We start from the raw sequence: 12,286 nt of genomic DNA, 5'->3' as shown, positions 1-12,286 counted from the left end.
AAAGTGTCTTGTTCAATGACGTATTTGTTACACTCAAAATGAGCAGCACTCATTAAACACGACGGCGTTTTGGAGGGCGGCATCCATTATGAGGGACTGGAGTCACGTCACGGATCGCACTCACTTCCAAACCTGCTGCTTGTAATGAACGAATTGCTGCTTCACGTCCAGAACCAGGTCCTTTAACTGTTACTTCAACAGTTCTTAATCCGTGTTCCATTGCTGCTTTGGTAGCTGTTTCTGCTGCCATTTGAGCGGCAAAAGGAGTAGATTTTTTGCTTCCTTTGAAACCTAATGAACCAGCTGATGACCATGCTAATGCATTACCATGAGTATCAGTGATCATTACGATTGTATTATTGAATGTTGAGTGAATATGTGCAATACCCGCTTCAATATTCTTTTTCACACGGCGTTTACGACTCACTTTTTTTGCTGCCATGAAGTTTTAACCTCCTTCACTTAGGAATTATTTTTTCTTGCCTGCGACTGTTTTAGACGGGCCTTTACGAGTACGTGCATTGTTTTTCGTGTTTTGTCCACGAACTGGCAATCCACGGCGATGACGGATCCCACGGTAAGAACCGATTTCCATCAATCGTTTGATGTTTAAGTTCACTTCACGACGAAGGTCACCTTCAACTTTTAATTTATCAACTTCTGCACGGATAGCATCTGTTTGTTCATTCGTTAAATCACGAACACGAACTTCTTCAGACACGCCAGCGTCAGCTAAAATTTGTTTTGCAGTCGTGTTACCAATACCATAGATATAAGTAAGTGAAACGACCACACGTTTATCACGAGGAATATCTACTCCTGCAATACGAGCCATATTTGTTACACCTCCGATTATCCTTGACGTTGTTTATGTTTTGGATTTGCTGGGCAAATCACCATAACGCGTCCTTTACGACGAATTACTTTACAATGTTCGCACATTGGTTTTACTGATGGTCTTACTTTCATGATAATACCTCCTGTGGTTTTACGGAGTACAATTATTTAAAGCGATAAGTAATGCGGCCACGGTTCAGATCATACGGGGATAATTCCACCGTTACTTTGTCTCCAGGTAAAATACGAATGTAGTGCATCCGGATCTTACCAGAAACGGTCGCTAGAACTTGGTGTCCGTTTTCCAATTCTACTTTAAACATTGCATTCGGCAAAGTTTCGACGACTGTACCTTCGACTTCAATCATATCTTCTTTTGCCACGCACAGTACCTCCTTGTACTTGTGATTTTCACACGATAAAATGGCGGAAACTCGGTTCCCACCTGATATTCTCAAACTATGCTCCTACTTAATAAAAAGTAGAAGTCGGACTGACATATTCTATCATATCCTGTCAAAGATTTCAAGAGAAAGTTTTAAGCTGCAAGTTGGACTCGGGCAATCTATGATTAGTCAATGATCTTTTGAACATCTTTGAATACAGCGTCGATGTCGCGATCCCCATCAATCGATTGCAATAACCCTTTGTCTTTGTAATAAGTCAAAATTGGTTCACTGCTTTTGATATTGACAGCTAGACGATTTTTGACCGTCTCAGGCTTATCATCTTCACGCTGGTAGAAGTCATGACTTCCACAACGATCACATGTTCCTTCCTCTTTGGGAGGATTGAACAATTTATGATAAGTTGCCCCACAATTGCGGCACATGAAGCGGCCGGCTAAACGTTCTACAAGAACTTCTTCAGGAACATGAATATCAATAACGGCATCAAGTTTTTTGTTAAGGTCAGCTAGCATCTCATCTAACGCTTTTGCTTGATCCAAAGTACGAGGAAAACCATCTAATAAGAAACCTTTCTCGGTATCAGGTTCAGCTAAACGTTCTTTAACGATCCCATTTGTAACCTCATCAGGAACTAATGCGCCTTGATCCATGTATGATTTTGCTTTAAGGCCTAGTTCTGTTTCGTTCGCCATCGCAGCCCGAAACATATCGCCTGTTGAAATATGAGGAAGACCGTATTCAGCAACGATACGTTCTGCCTGAGTACCTTTTCCAGCACCAGGTAATCCCATTAAAATGAAGTTCATTCTAATTCCTCCTGTAAGTTTTTGAATAGTGTTGAGGAAATCCTCAACACTTCAATAACTTTAATTGATGAAACCAGTATATTTCCGTTTCAGCATAAGCCCTTCTAACTGCTTGGCAGTATCAAGTGCCACACCGATAATGATCAATAGACTCGTTCCACCTAGTCCGATCGATTGCGGTAAATTCCAAGCCATCTGAGCGATGATTGGAAGTAAAGCAACCAATCCTAAAAAGATCGATCCCACCGTGCTTAATCGCATCAACAAACGCGATACATATTCTTCTGTTCCTTTACCAGGACGCACACTCGGAATGTAACTTCCTTGTTTTTGCAAGTTTTCCGCTAATTTCTCAGGGTTCACTTGAACAAATGCGTAGAAGAAGGTAAACGCAACAATCAAGACAGTGTAGATGATCGCACCCGGTACAGTGTTGTAACTAAAGATCGTTTGCACCACTTCGTACCAAGTTTCTCCTCTATATGAACTACCTAATGCTTGAATGATCGCATTTGGTGTTGTAATAAAAGAACTGGCAAAGATAACTGGGATAACCCCGGCAGCATTTACTTTCAAAGGAAGGTAACTGCTGGTAGGCGCTCCTGCTACCCGTTTTGTATATTGGATCGGAATCTTGCGTTCTGCCTGTTGAACATACGTTACTAAAGTAATGACGATCAACACAGCGATCACAAGCAGCGCCATAAAGATAGCATTTAGCCAGATATCCGATTGATCCACGTTAATGAAGTAATCTTCAATCAATTCTTTGATGCTTGCTGGTAAGCGTGAAATGATCCCCGCAAAGATGATCATTGACACACCGTTTCCGATACCACGCTCGGTGATCTGCTCTCCTAACCAAGTGACTAACATCGTTCCGGCTGTTAAAATCAGTCCGATCACGATATAGGTTGCCATATTAGGATTGTTTACAAACCCGAGTTGAGTGTAATAGTTAAATCCAGCCGTTAATGTCATGGATTGGACAAAGCCTAATACCAACGTCAAGTAACGTGTTGCCTGATTTAATTTCTTACGACCCACTTCACCTTGTTTCGACCATTCAACAAATTTAGGGACGATATCCATCTGCAACAACTGAATGACAATTGAGGCAGTGATGTAAGGCGAAACCCCCATCGAGAAAATCGAAAATTGTTGCATGGCGCCACCACTTACCAAATTCAACATGTTTAAAAATGGTAGATCCGCGATGGTATTTAGGCGACTTGCGTCTACGCCTGGCACAGTAATATGTGTTCCCAGACGAAAGACAAACAAGATTAAGACGGTGAACAATATTCTGGATCTAATATCCTTAACCTTAAAGGCATCCTTCAATAGTCTGATCATTAGATCACCTCGATTGATCCACCAGCAGCAACGATTGCTTCTTCAGCTGCTTTTGAGAATTTAGCTGCTTTCACAGTCAATTTCTTCGTTAATTCTCCGTTAGCTAATACTTTGATTCCAGCTTTTTCGTCTTTGACGATTCCAGCTTCGTGTAAAGCAACAGGTGTTACTTCAGCACCGTCTTCAAAGCGGTTCAAGACATCAAGATTGATGACTGCATATTCTTTGCGGTTCACATTTGTAAAGCCACGTTTTGGTAAACGACGGAACAATGGTGTTTGTCCACCTTCGAATCCTAGACGTACTCCGCCGCCTGAACGAGCTTTTTGACCTTTTTGTCCACGTCCAGCTGTTTTACCGTTACCAGATGAAGTTCCTCGTCCGACACGGTTACGTACTTGGCGTGAGCCTTCTGATGGTTTTAATTCATGAAGTTTCATAGGTTTGGCACCTCCTTAATCAAACTAGATCTGCTGATCCTTAGACCTCTTCAACGTCCACTAAGTGAGAAACAGTGTTAACCATGCCTTTGATTGCATCATTAGCAGGTTTTACAACTGTTGAATTCAACTTTGTAAGACCTAACGCTTTTACAGTATCACGTTGGTTTTGGGGACGTCCGATAATACTGCGTTTTAAAGTAATTTTCAATTCAGCCATTATAGTGTCCTCCTTAACCGATTAATTCTTCTACTGATTTGCCGCGAAGTGCTGCCACTTCTTCAGCGCGTTTTAATTGTTTTAAACCTTCAACTGTTGCGCGAACAACGTTGATTGGTGTGTTAGAACCTAAAGATTTAGATGTGATATCAGCTACCCCAGCTAATTCCAATACGGCACGAACTGGTCCACCAGCAGCTACCCCAGAACCTTCTACAGCAGGTTTCATAAGGATGCGTCCGCCGCCGAATACACCGATAACTTCGTGAGGGATTGTAGAACCAACCATTGGTACTTCCACCAAGTTTTTCTTCGCGTCTTCGATTGCTTTACGGATTGCTTCTGGTACTTCTTGCGCTTTACCAGTACCGAAACCTACGTGTCCGTTTTTGTCACCGACAACAACTAATGCAGCAAAACGTAGACGACGTCCACCTTTAACAACTTTAGTTACACGGTTGATCGCAACAACGCGGTCTTCTAATTCCAAATGTTTTGGATCAATATAAACCATGAATGGTGTTCCTCCTTCTCTTAAAATTCCAGTCCATTTTCGCGAGCTGCTTCAGCTAAAGCTGCTACACGGCCATGGTAAAGGTATCCACCACGGTCAAAGACTACTACTTTAATACCTTTTGCTGCTGCACGTTCTGCGACTAATTTACCGACAGCTTGTGCTTGTTCAGTTTTTGTTGCACCTGAAACTTCTTTGTCTAAGGCAGAGGCACTTGCTAGCGTCACACCCGCTACGTCATCAATTACTTGTGCGTAGATGTTTTTGTTCGAACGGAACACGTTTAAGCGTGGGCACTCAGCAGTACCAGAGATTTTGTTACGTACACGACGATGTCTTTTCTGACGTGTCTTGTTTTTATCTGGTTTTGTAATCACAATTTGTCACCTCTTTTAATTTTGCTAGCCTAAGCTGCTAGTCGTAAAGAATTACGACTATTTACCAGTTTTACCTTCTTTACGGCGTACAAATTCGCCAACATAACGAATTCCTTTGCCTTTGTAAGGTTCTGGAGGACGAACGCCACGGATATTGGCAGCCAATTCGCCAACGACTTCTTTATCTGATCCTTTAACGATCACAGAAGTGTTTGAAGGAACTTCGATTTCGATTCCAGCTGGCGCTTCGATTTCAACTGGATGAGAGTAACCAACGTTCAATACAAGTTTTTTTCCTTGTAATTGAGCACGGTACCCAACCCCGATTAATTCTAACGCTTTTTGGAAACCTTCAGAAACACCAACAACCATGTTGTTGAAGTTTGCACGGGTAGTTCCGTGGATAGTTTTCATTTCTTTACTATCATTTGGACGAGTGAATGTTACTTCGTTTCCTTCGATATTCATTGTGATATCAGAAGAGAAAGTACGTGTTAATTCACCTTTAGGTCCTTTAACTGTAATGTCGTTTCCGTTTTGCTTGATTTCAACACCAGCAGGAAGAACGACGATCTTATTACCGATACGACTCACTTAGAGGCACCTCCTTGTGGAATATTTTAAATTACCATACATAAGCGACTACTTCGCCGCCAACATTTTTTGCTCTAGCTTCTTTGTCAGTGATTACACCGTCAGAAGTTGAGATAATCGCGATTCCTAGACCATTCAATACTTTTGGTACTTCGTCAGCTTTGACATAAGCACGCAAGCCTGGTTTAGAGATACGTTTTAAGTTTGTGATAACACGTTCACCGTTTTTACCGTATTTAAGAAATACGCGGATCACGCCTTGTTTGTCATCTTCAATGTATTCAACATCGCGGACGAAACCTTCACGTTTCAAGATTTCAGCGATATCACGTTTGATTTTTGAAGCAGGTACTTCTAGGCTTTCGTGTTTAACCATGTTTGCGTTACGCACGCGCGTTAGAAAATCTGCAATTGGATCTGTCATGACCATGGGATAATTTACCTCCTTTATGCGAGTATAGTTTACCAGCTAGCTTTCTTCACGCCGGGAATTTGTCCTTTATAGGCAAGTTCGCGGAAGCAAATACGGCAAAGATGAAATTTACGATAAACTGAATGTGGACGTCCGCAACGTTCACAACGAGTATATTCTTGCGTTGAGAATTTAGCAGGGCGTTTGTTTTTAGCAATCATTGATTTTTTAGCCACGTAGTTCGCCTCCTTTTTTTATTTTTGGAATGGCATGCCTAATTGTGTCAACAATTCACGAGATTCTTCATCTGTGTTTGCTGTTGTTACAATCACGATATCCATACCACGTACTTTGTCGATCAAATCATAATCTACTTCAGGGAAAATCAATTGTTCTTTGATACCTAAAGTGTAGTTTCCGCGTCCGTCGAACGCTTTTTTGCTCACACCGTGGAAGTCACGGACACGTGGCAATGACACACTTACTAGTTTATCTAAGAATTCATACATTCTTTCGCCGCGTAGAGTTACTTTCGCACCGATTGGCATTCCTTCACGTAAACGGAATCCTGCGATAGATTTTTTCGCTTTTGTGATCAATGGTTTTTGACCTGAGATCAATTGTAATTCTTCAACAGCTTTGTCTAAGTTTTTAGCATTAGAAACAGCGTCACCGACACCCATGTTGATAACGATTTTATCAACTTTTGGTGCTTCCATGATTGAGCTGTAGTTAAATTTGTCCATTAATGATGGGACAACTTCTTTTGAATATTTTTCTTTAAGGCGGTTCATCTGTTAGCCCCTCCTTCCTTCATCAGATTATTTATCAAGAACTTCTCCGGTTTTCTTAGAAACGCGGACTTTTTTGCCGTCAACTTCTTTGTAACCGACACGCGTAGCTTCACCGTTCGATGGATCAACCACCATCACGTTAGAAACATGAATTGGTGCTTCCATTTCAACGATTCCGCCTTGAGGAGCAGTTTGAGAAGGTTTTTGGTGTTTTTTGACAACATTGACACCTTCAACAACGACTTTGTCATTTTTAGGAAACGCTGCTAGCACAACGCCTTCTTTGTTTTTGTCTTTACCAGTGATAACTTTAACTTTATCGCCTTTTTTAACAAACATGTTTGTTTCGCACCTCCTTTAGATAAGAATCACTATTACAATACTTCTGGTGCTAGGGAAACGATCTTCATAAAGTTGCCTTCACGCAATTCGCGGGCAACTGGGCCAAAGATACGAGTTCCACGAGGGCTCTTATCGTCACGGATAATAACCGCAGCATTTTCATCGAATTTGATGTATGAACCGTCTGTACGACGAGCTCCTGATTTAGTACGAACGATAACGGCTTTAACGACGTCACCTTTTTTGACAACCCCACCTGGCGTTGCTTGTTTAACCGTAGCAACAATCACGTCACCAATATTGGCAGTTTTACGACCAGATCCGCCAAGGACTTTGATCGTTAGAATTTCACGGGCACCTGAGTTGTCCGCCACTCTTAATCGGCTTTCTGCTTGGATCACGATGTGTATCCTCCTTTCAGATTTTGCAATTCACAATCTATATAGGAAAATCTCGTGTGATTAGATAATCACTGCCTTTTCAACAATCTCTACTAGACGGAAACGTTTCGTAGCTGATAATGGACGAGTTTCCATAATTTTCACGATATCGCCAACTTTTGCTTCGTTGTTTTCATCGTGTGCTTTGTATTTCTTAGAATAGTTCAGACGTTTGCCGTAGATAGGGTGGTTTTTCTTTGTTTCAACGACAACAGAGATAGTTTTATCCATTTTGTCTGATACCACGCGACCTTGGTAAACTTTGCGTTGATTTCTTTCTTCAGTCATACGCTAAATGGCCTCCTTCCACTATTACTTAACTTGTTCACGCAATACTGTTTTAATGCGTGCAATCGATTTACGTACTTCTTTGATACGTGCAGTGTTTTCTAATTGACCTGTTGCTAATTGGAATCTAAGATTGAACAATTCTTCTTTCAATTGTTTTTCTTGATCTAGCATTTCGGCAGTGGTTAATTCTCTGATTTCTTTAACCTTCATTCGATTCACCACCCATTTCCTCACGTTTTACGATCTTCGTTTTCACTGGTAATTTGTGAGAAGCAAGACGTAGCGCTTCGCGCGCAACTTCTTCAGGTACACCGGCAATTTCAAACATGATTTTACCACGTTTAACTGGTGATACCCATCCTTCAGGAGCCCCTTTACCAGAACCCATACGTACCCCGATAGCTTTGGCAGTATAAGATTTGTGAGGGAAAATTTTGATCCATACTTTCCCGCCACGTTTCATATAACGAGTCATTGCGATACGGGCAGCTTCGATTTGACGGTTTGTGATCCAGTGTGATTCAACAGCTTGTAAGCCGTATTCACCGAATGCTACTTCTTTTCCGCCTTTCGCTTCGCCACGCATTTTTCCGCGGAACTCACGACGGTGTTTTACACGTTTAGGTACTAACATGTTTATTTCCCTCCTTTCTCAGTGTTCTTTTTAGTTGGAAGAACTTCTCCACGATAAATCCACACTTTAACTCCTAGTTTTCCGTATGTTGTATCTGCTTCTTCCCATGCGTAATCAATGTCCGCACGTAATGTATGAAGTGGAACTGTTCCTTCTGAGTAACCTTCTGAACGAGCGATATCCGCACCATTTAGACGGCCAGAAACTTGTGTTTTGATTCCTTTAGCGCCAGAACGCATTGTGCGTTGGATCGCTTGTTTTTGAGCACGACGGAAAGCAACACGGTTTTCTAATTGACGTGCGATTCCTTCGCCTACTAATTTAGCATCTAAATCTGGTTTTTTGATTTCAACGATGTTGATGTGAACTCGTTTGCCAGTTAGGCTATTTAATTCTTTTCTTAGGTTTTCGACTTCAGATCCGCCTTTACCGATAACCATACCTGGTTTAGCTGTGTGGATTGAAATATTCACGCGGTTTGCTGCACGCTCGATCTCAACTGTAGACACAGCGGCATCAGCAAGTTTAGATGCGATAAATTTACGGATTTTCAAATCTTCATGTAGAAATTCAGCATACTCTTTTTCAGCATACCATTTAGCATCCCAGTCACGGATGATGCCTACACGCATTCCAATTGGATGTACTTTTTGACCCACTGATTGTCCCTCCTTATTTTTCTGATACGACTACAGTAATATGACTTGTACGTTTGTTGATCGGTGAAGCTGAACCTTTCGCACGTGGACGGAAACGTTTCATCGTTGGTCCTTCGTTTACGAATGCTTCAGAAACAATCAAGTTTTCAACATCTAAGTCAAAATTATTTTCTGCATTGGCAATAGCTGACATCAAGACTTTCTCGATGATTCCAGCTGCTTTATTTGGTGTGAACTTTAAGATCGCGATTGCTTCAGCAACGCTTTTCCCTCTGATTAAGTCAATAACTAGACGAGATTTACGAGGAGAAACGCGGACTGTTTTAGCAGTTGCTTTCGCTGATGTGATTTGTTCTGCCATTTTTGGATATCCTCCCCTCAAAATTAGCGTCTTGTTTTCTTATCATCGGCAGCATGTCCGCGATAAGTTCTTGTTGGTGCAAATTCACCTAATTTGTGTCCTACCATGTCTTCTTGGATGTAAACTGGTACATGTTTCCGTCCATCATACACAGCAATTGTAAATCCGATAAAATTAGGGAAAATTGTAGAACGACGTGACCAAGTTTTGATCACTTTTTTCTTTTCAGCGCCTTCTTGTGCTTCGACCTTTTTCATCAAATGGTCATCGACAAAAGGTCCTTTTTTCAAACTACGACCCATGGTGTACCTCCTCTCAAAATGTGCGACACACGGTCAAGTATATTACTTAGTTTTACGACGACGAACGATAAGTTTGTCTGATTTTGCTTTTTTGTTACGTGTTTTGTAGCCAAGTGCTGGTTGTCCCCAAGGAGAAACTGGTGCTTTACGTCCGATTGGTGCTTTACCTTCACCACCACCGTGTGGGTGATCATTAGGGTTCATTACGCTACCACGTACAGTTGGGCGTTTGCGCATCCAACGAGAACGACCGGCTTTACCGATGTTGATCAATTCGTGTTGTTCATTACCAACAGAACCGATTGTTGCACGACATGATGCTAAGATCATCCGTACTTCACCAGAGTTCAAGCGAATCAATACGTATTTGCCTTCTTTACCAAGTACTTGAGCACTTGTTCCAGCTGAACGAATCAATTGTCCACCTTTACCAGGTTTCATTTCGATGTTGTGGATAACAGTACCGACTGGAATGTTTTCTAGTGGTAATGCATTCCCTACTTTAATATCTGCATCTGGACCAGAAACGACAGTCATGCCAACTTCTAATCCTTTAGGTGCTAAGATGTATGCTTTTACTCCATCCTCGTAATGTACTAACGCAATGTTAGCAGAACGGTTTGGATCATATTCAATCGTTTTAACCGTAGCAACGACGTTGTCTTTGTTACGTTTGAAATCGATCAAACGGTATTGACGTTTGTGACCGCCACCTTGATGACGAACCGTGATACGTCCGTTGTTGTTACGACCAGCATTGTTTTTCAAAGGAGCTAACAATGTTTTTTCTGGTGTTGAAGTTGTGATTTCAGCGAAATCAGAACTTGTCATATTACGACGGCCGTTCGTGGTAGGTTTGTACTTTTTAATCGCCACGTCTTTTTCCCTCCCATGTAAAATTTATGCGTGAGTTGCTTATTCAGCAGCTTCGAAAATTTGGATTTCTTTAGAATCTTCAGTTAAAGTCACAACAGCTTTGCGACGTTTTTTTGTATATCCTGCATATTTACCCATGCGTTTGAATTTAGGACGAACGTTGATGATGTTCACGTTTGCCACTTTCACTCCGTCAAAGGCAGCTTCTACAGCTTGTTTTACTAAAGTTTTGTTAGCTTTTGTGTCCACTTCAAAAGTGTATTTCTTGTCATCCATGGCAAGCATTGATTTTTCAGTGATCACTGGGCGTTTAATAACGTCTAGTAAGTTCATTATGCAAGCACCTCCTCGATCTGAGTAAGAGCAGTTTGTGTCACTAACATTTTGTCGTTAGAAACGATGTCTAGCACACTAATGTTATCAGCAGTAACTACAGAAACTTTTGGCAAGTTGCGCGCAGATAAAGCGGCAAAGTCGTTTTCAGATTCTAAAACTACCAATACTTTAGAGTCAATTGTCAAGTTAGCTAAAACTTGTTTGAATTCTTTTGTTTTTGGAGCATCAAAGCTTAATCCTTCTACTGCTACCAAGTTATTTGAAGCAACTTTTTCTGACAATACAGATTTCATTGCTAAGCGACGAACTTTTTTAGGAAGTTTGTAGCTGTATGAACGTGGTGTTGGTCCGAAGACTACGCCACCTCCACGCCATTGTGGTGAACGGATTGAACCTTGACGGGCACGTCCAGTTCCTTTTTGGCGCCATGGTTTACGGCCACCGCCACGAACGGCACTGCGGTTTTTCACAGCGTGTGTTCCTTGTCTTAATGAAGCGCGTTGCATGATGATTGCATCATAGACAACTGATTCATTTGGTTCGATTCCGAAGATTTCTTCGTTCAATGTAATTTCGCCATTTTGGCTTCCATCTTGTTTGAATAATGCTACATTCGGCATTCCTTAGTTCCTCCTTTCTTCCTATCTACTTATTTAGCTTTCACAGCTGATTTGATTGTAATCAATGATTTTTTCGCGCCAGGTACATTACCTTTGATCAAGATAACGTTGCGTTCTGCGTCTACGCGTACGATTTCCAAGTTTTGGATCGTGATGCGATTTCCGCCCATACGTCCAGCAAGACGTTTGTTTTTAAATACACGGTTAGGTGCAACTGGACCCATTGATCCAGGACGACGGTGGTAACGAGAACCGTGAGCCATTGGTCCGCGGCTTTGTCCGTGACGTTTGATAACGCCTTGGAATCCTTTACCTTTCGAAGTGCCGGTTACATCGATGATGTCTCCTGCTTCAAAAATATCAACTTTGATTTCTGATCCTACTTCTAAGCCCTCTAGCTCTACATTCTTGAATTCGCGAATGAAGCGCTTAGGAGCCGTGTTTGCTTTTGCAACATGACCTTTCGCAGGTTTGTTAGACAAAACTTCACGCATATCTTGGTAGCCGACTTGAATTGCTTCGTAGCCGTCATTTTCGATTGTTTTCACTTGTAGCACTACGTTTGGTGTAGCTTCTACTACAGTTACTGGAATCAATTCGCCAGATTCAGTGAAGATTTGAGTCATTCCCACTTTTTTCCCTAAGATTCCTTTGGTCATGATTAC

At 41.6% G+C, this 12,286-nt stretch carries 26 protein-coding genes; all 26 read right to left on the bottom strand.

The features are described from left to right. Window positions 1-52 precede the first annotated feature (52 nt). Window positions 53-442: a 30S ribosomal protein S11 gene (rpsK, locus tag A5882_RS06130; RefSeq protein ID WP_005227104.1), complete on the bottom strand. Its 390-nt coding sequence runs from the start codon at window positions 440-442 to the stop codon at window positions 53-55. Between the two features lie 27 nt (window positions 443-469). Continuing rightward, complete coding sequence (gene rpsM, locus A5882_RS06125; protein WP_005227102.1) at window positions 470-835, bottom strand: 30S ribosomal protein S13; 366 nt, start codon at window positions 833-835, stop codon at window positions 470-472. Between the two features lie 17 nt (window positions 836-852). Continuing rightward, window positions 853-969: a 50S ribosomal protein L36 gene (gene rpmJ, locus A5882_RS06120; protein ID WP_002288710.1), complete on the bottom strand. Its 117-nt coding sequence runs from the start codon at window positions 967-969 to the stop codon at window positions 853-855. Window positions 970-1,001: 32 nt separating this feature from the next. Beyond that, complete coding sequence (gene infA / locus A5882_RS06115; protein WP_002288695.1) at window positions 1,002-1,220, bottom strand: translation initiation factor IF-1; 219 nt, start codon at window positions 1,218-1,220, stop codon at window positions 1,002-1,004. 188 nt (window positions 1,221-1,408) lie between these two features. After that, a complete protein-coding gene (locus tag A5882_RS06110) occupies window positions 1,409-2,053 on the bottom strand; it encodes an adenylate kinase (RefSeq protein WP_086298991.1) in 645 nt (214 codons plus the stop codon). Window positions 2,054-2,113: 60 nt separating this feature from the next. Continuing rightward, window positions 2,114-3,409 carry a preprotein translocase subunit SecY gene (secY, locus tag A5882_RS06105; protein ID WP_005227099.1) on the bottom strand — a complete coding sequence of 432 codons (1,296 nt, stop codon included), beginning with the start codon at window positions 3,407-3,409 and terminating at the stop codon, window positions 2,114-2,116. After that, window positions 3,409-3,849, bottom strand: a complete 441-nt coding sequence (rplO, locus tag A5882_RS06100; protein WP_003128016.1) for a 50S ribosomal protein L15 — start codon at window positions 3,847-3,849, stop codon at window positions 3,409-3,411. The genes secY and rplO overlap by 1 nt, the downstream gene beginning before the upstream one ends. A gap of 40 nt (window positions 3,850-3,889) precedes the next feature. Further along, window positions 3,890-4,069, bottom strand: a complete 180-nt coding sequence (gene rpmD, locus A5882_RS06095; RefSeq protein WP_003128015.1) for a 50S ribosomal protein L30 — start codon at window positions 4,067-4,069, stop codon at window positions 3,890-3,892. Window positions 4,070-4,082: 13 nt separating this feature from the next. Next, window positions 4,083-4,583: a 30S ribosomal protein S5 gene (rpsE, locus tag A5882_RS06090; protein ID WP_003128014.1), complete on the bottom strand. Its 501-nt coding sequence runs from the start codon at window positions 4,581-4,583 to the stop codon at window positions 4,083-4,085. A gap of 20 nt (window positions 4,584-4,603) precedes the next feature. Continuing rightward, a complete protein-coding gene (rplR, locus tag A5882_RS06085; RefSeq protein WP_005227097.1) occupies window positions 4,604-4,960 on the bottom strand; it encodes a 50S ribosomal protein L18 in 357 nt (118 codons plus the stop codon). Between the two features lie 57 nt (window positions 4,961-5,017). After that, window positions 5,018-5,554 (bottom strand): 50S ribosomal protein L6, encoded by a 537-nt coding sequence (rplF, locus tag A5882_RS06080; RefSeq protein ID WP_005227095.1) that lies wholly within the window; start codon window positions 5,552-5,554, stop codon window positions 5,018-5,020. A gap of 31 nt (window positions 5,555-5,585) precedes the next feature. Further along, on the bottom strand, window positions 5,586-5,984 hold the full coding sequence (gene rpsH / locus A5882_RS06075) for a 30S ribosomal protein S8 (protein WP_005227093.1): 399 nt from the start codon (window positions 5,982-5,984) through the stop codon (window positions 5,586-5,588). A 32-nt stretch (window positions 5,985-6,016) separates the two neighbouring features. Then, window positions 6,017-6,202, bottom strand: a complete 186-nt coding sequence (locus tag A5882_RS06070; RefSeq protein ID WP_003128010.1) for a type Z 30S ribosomal protein S14 — start codon at window positions 6,200-6,202, stop codon at window positions 6,017-6,019. A gap of 18 nt (window positions 6,203-6,220) precedes the next feature. Then, window positions 6,221-6,760 (bottom strand): 50S ribosomal protein L5, encoded by a 540-nt coding sequence (rplE, locus tag A5882_RS06065; protein ID WP_005227088.1) that lies wholly within the window; start codon window positions 6,758-6,760, stop codon window positions 6,221-6,223. A gap of 27 nt (window positions 6,761-6,787) precedes the next feature. Beyond that, window positions 6,788-7,099, bottom strand: coding sequence for a 50S ribosomal protein L24 (gene rplX / locus A5882_RS06060; RefSeq protein ID WP_005232526.1), 312 nt, complete (start codon window positions 7,097-7,099; stop codon window positions 6,788-6,790). Window positions 7,100-7,134: 35 nt separating this feature from the next. After that, on the bottom strand, window positions 7,135-7,503 hold the full coding sequence (gene rplN, locus A5882_RS06055; protein ID WP_003128006.1) for a 50S ribosomal protein L14: 369 nt from the start codon (window positions 7,501-7,503) through the stop codon (window positions 7,135-7,137). A 60-nt stretch (window positions 7,504-7,563) separates the two neighbouring features. After that, window positions 7,564-7,830 carry a 30S ribosomal protein S17 gene (rpsQ, locus tag A5882_RS06050; RefSeq protein WP_005232528.1) on the bottom strand — a complete coding sequence of 89 codons (267 nt, stop codon included), beginning with the start codon at window positions 7,828-7,830 and terminating at the stop codon, window positions 7,564-7,566. Window positions 7,831-7,854: 24 nt separating this feature from the next. Further along, the gene (gene rpmC / locus A5882_RS06045) at window positions 7,855-8,043 is read right to left on the bottom strand and encodes a 50S ribosomal protein L29 (RefSeq protein WP_005232529.1); all 189 of its coding nucleotides are present in this window, start codon (window positions 8,041-8,043) and stop codon (window positions 7,855-7,857) included. Next, window positions 8,033-8,467: a 50S ribosomal protein L16 gene (rplP, locus tag A5882_RS06040; RefSeq protein WP_005226918.1), complete on the bottom strand. Its 435-nt coding sequence runs from the start codon at window positions 8,465-8,467 to the stop codon at window positions 8,033-8,035. The genes rpmC and rplP overlap by 11 nt, the downstream gene beginning before the upstream one ends. A 2-nt stretch (window positions 8,468-8,469) precedes the next feature. Continuing rightward, window positions 8,470-9,126, bottom strand: a complete 657-nt coding sequence (gene rpsC / locus A5882_RS06035; protein ID WP_005226916.1) for a 30S ribosomal protein S3 — start codon at window positions 9,124-9,126, stop codon at window positions 8,470-8,472. 13 nt (window positions 9,127-9,139) lie between these two features. After that, the gene (gene rplV / locus A5882_RS06030; RefSeq protein WP_003127973.1) at window positions 9,140-9,487 is read right to left on the bottom strand and encodes a 50S ribosomal protein L22; all 348 of its coding nucleotides are present in this window, start codon (window positions 9,485-9,487) and stop codon (window positions 9,140-9,142) included. Between the two features lie 23 nt (window positions 9,488-9,510). Next, window positions 9,511-9,789, bottom strand: coding sequence for a 30S ribosomal protein S19 (gene rpsS, locus A5882_RS06025; protein WP_005226914.1), 279 nt, complete (start codon window positions 9,787-9,789; stop codon window positions 9,511-9,513). 42 nt (window positions 9,790-9,831) lie between these two features. Further along, window positions 9,832-10,665 (bottom strand): 50S ribosomal protein L2, encoded by an 834-nt coding sequence (gene rplB, locus A5882_RS06020; protein ID WP_005226912.1) that lies wholly within the window; start codon window positions 10,663-10,665, stop codon window positions 9,832-9,834. A gap of 39 nt (window positions 10,666-10,704) precedes the next feature. After that, window positions 10,705-10,998 carry a 50S ribosomal protein L23 gene (locus A5882_RS06015; protein WP_005226911.1) on the bottom strand — a complete coding sequence of 98 codons (294 nt, stop codon included), beginning with the start codon at window positions 10,996-10,998 and terminating at the stop codon, window positions 10,705-10,707. Further along, on the bottom strand, window positions 10,998-11,621 hold the full coding sequence (gene rplD / locus A5882_RS06010) for a 50S ribosomal protein L4 (RefSeq protein WP_005226910.1): 624 nt from the start codon (window positions 11,619-11,621) through the stop codon (window positions 10,998-11,000). Before rplD ends, A5882_RS06015 begins: the two co-directional genes overlap by 1 nt. A 29-nt stretch (window positions 11,622-11,650) precedes the next feature. Next, window positions 11,651-12,280: a 50S ribosomal protein L3 gene (gene rplC / locus A5882_RS06005; protein ID WP_003127967.1), complete on the bottom strand. Its 630-nt coding sequence runs from the start codon at window positions 12,278-12,280 to the stop codon at window positions 11,651-11,653. Window positions 12,281-12,286 lie beyond the last annotated feature (6 nt).

The sequence above is a fragment of the Enterococcus sp. 4E1_DIV0656 genome (genome assembly GCF_002140695.1).
GTDB classification, from domain to species: domain Bacteria; phylum Bacillota; class Bacilli; order Lactobacillales; family Enterococcaceae; genus Enterococcus_D; species Enterococcus_D entomosocium.
The sequence above is the reverse complement of the archived record's forward strand: the minus strand, read 5'-3'. Positions and strand labels throughout refer to the sequence as shown.

Excerpts from the sequence above, each read along its gene's own strand:
- A5882_RS06110 (WP_086298991.1), bottom strand. The coding sequence starts at position 2,053 with ATGAACTTCATTTTAATGGGATTACCTGGTGCTGGAAAAGGTACTCAG.
- rplP (WP_005226918.1), bottom strand. The coding sequence starts at position 8,467 with ATGTTAGTACCTAAACGTGTAAAACACCGTCGTGAGTTCCGCGGAAAA.
- secY (WP_005227099.1), bottom strand. The coding sequence starts at position 3,409 with ATGATCAGACTATTGAAGGATGCCTTTAAGGTTAAGGATATTAGATCC.
- rplD (WP_005226910.1), bottom strand. The coding sequence starts at position 11,621 with ATGCCGAATGTAGCATTATTCAAACAAGATGGAAGCCAAAATGGCGAA.
- rpsS (WP_005226914.1), bottom strand. The coding sequence starts at position 9,789 with ATGGGTCGTAGTTTGAAAAAAGGACCTTTTGTCGATGACCATTTGATG.
- rpsQ (WP_005232528.1), bottom strand. The coding sequence starts at position 7,830 with ATGACTGAAGAAAGAAATCAACGCAAAGTTTACCAAGGTCGCGTGGTA.
- rplO (WP_003128016.1), bottom strand. The coding sequence starts at position 3,849 with ATGAAACTTCATGAATTAAAACCATCAGAAGGCTCACGCCAAGTACGT.
- rplV (WP_003127973.1), bottom strand. The coding sequence starts at position 9,487 with ATGGCAGAACAAATCACATCAGCGAAAGCAACTGCTAAAACAGTCCGC.
- rpmC (WP_005232529.1), bottom strand. The coding sequence starts at position 8,043 with ATGAAGGTTAAAGAAATCAGAGAATTAACCACTGCCGAAATGCTAGAT.
- rpsK (WP_005227104.1), bottom strand. The coding sequence starts at position 442 with ATGGCAGCAAAAAAAGTGAGTCGTAAACGCCGTGTGAAAAAGAATATT.
- rplE (WP_005227088.1), bottom strand. The coding sequence starts at position 6,760 with ATGAACCGCCTTAAAGAAAAATATTCAAAAGAAGTTGTCCCATCATTA.
- rpmJ (WP_002288710.1), bottom strand. The coding sequence starts at position 969 with ATGAAAGTAAGACCATCAGTAAAACCAATGTGCGAACATTGTAAAGTA.
- rplX (WP_005232526.1), bottom strand. The coding sequence starts at position 7,099 with ATGTTTGTTAAAAAAGGCGATAAAGTTAAAGTTATCACTGGTAAAGAC.
- rpsE (WP_003128014.1), bottom strand. The coding sequence starts at position 4,583 with ATGGTTTATATTGATCCAAAACATTTGGAATTAGAAGACCGCGTTGTT.
- rpmD (WP_003128015.1), bottom strand. The coding sequence starts at position 4,069 with ATGGCTGAATTGAAAATTACTTTAAAACGCAGTATTATCGGACGTCCC.
- rpsM (WP_005227102.1), bottom strand. The coding sequence starts at position 835 with ATGGCTCGTATTGCAGGAGTAGATATTCCTCGTGATAAACGTGTGGTC.
- A5882_RS06015 (WP_005226911.1), bottom strand. The coding sequence starts at position 10,998 with ATGAACTTACTAGACGTTATTAAACGCCCAGTGATCACTGAAAAATCA.
- rpsH (WP_005227093.1), bottom strand. The coding sequence starts at position 5,984 with ATGGTCATGACAGATCCAATTGCAGATTTTCTAACGCGCGTGCGTAAC.
- rplC (WP_003127967.1), bottom strand. The coding sequence starts at position 12,280 with ATGACCAAAGGAATCTTAGGGAAAAAAGTGGGAATGACTCAAATCTTC.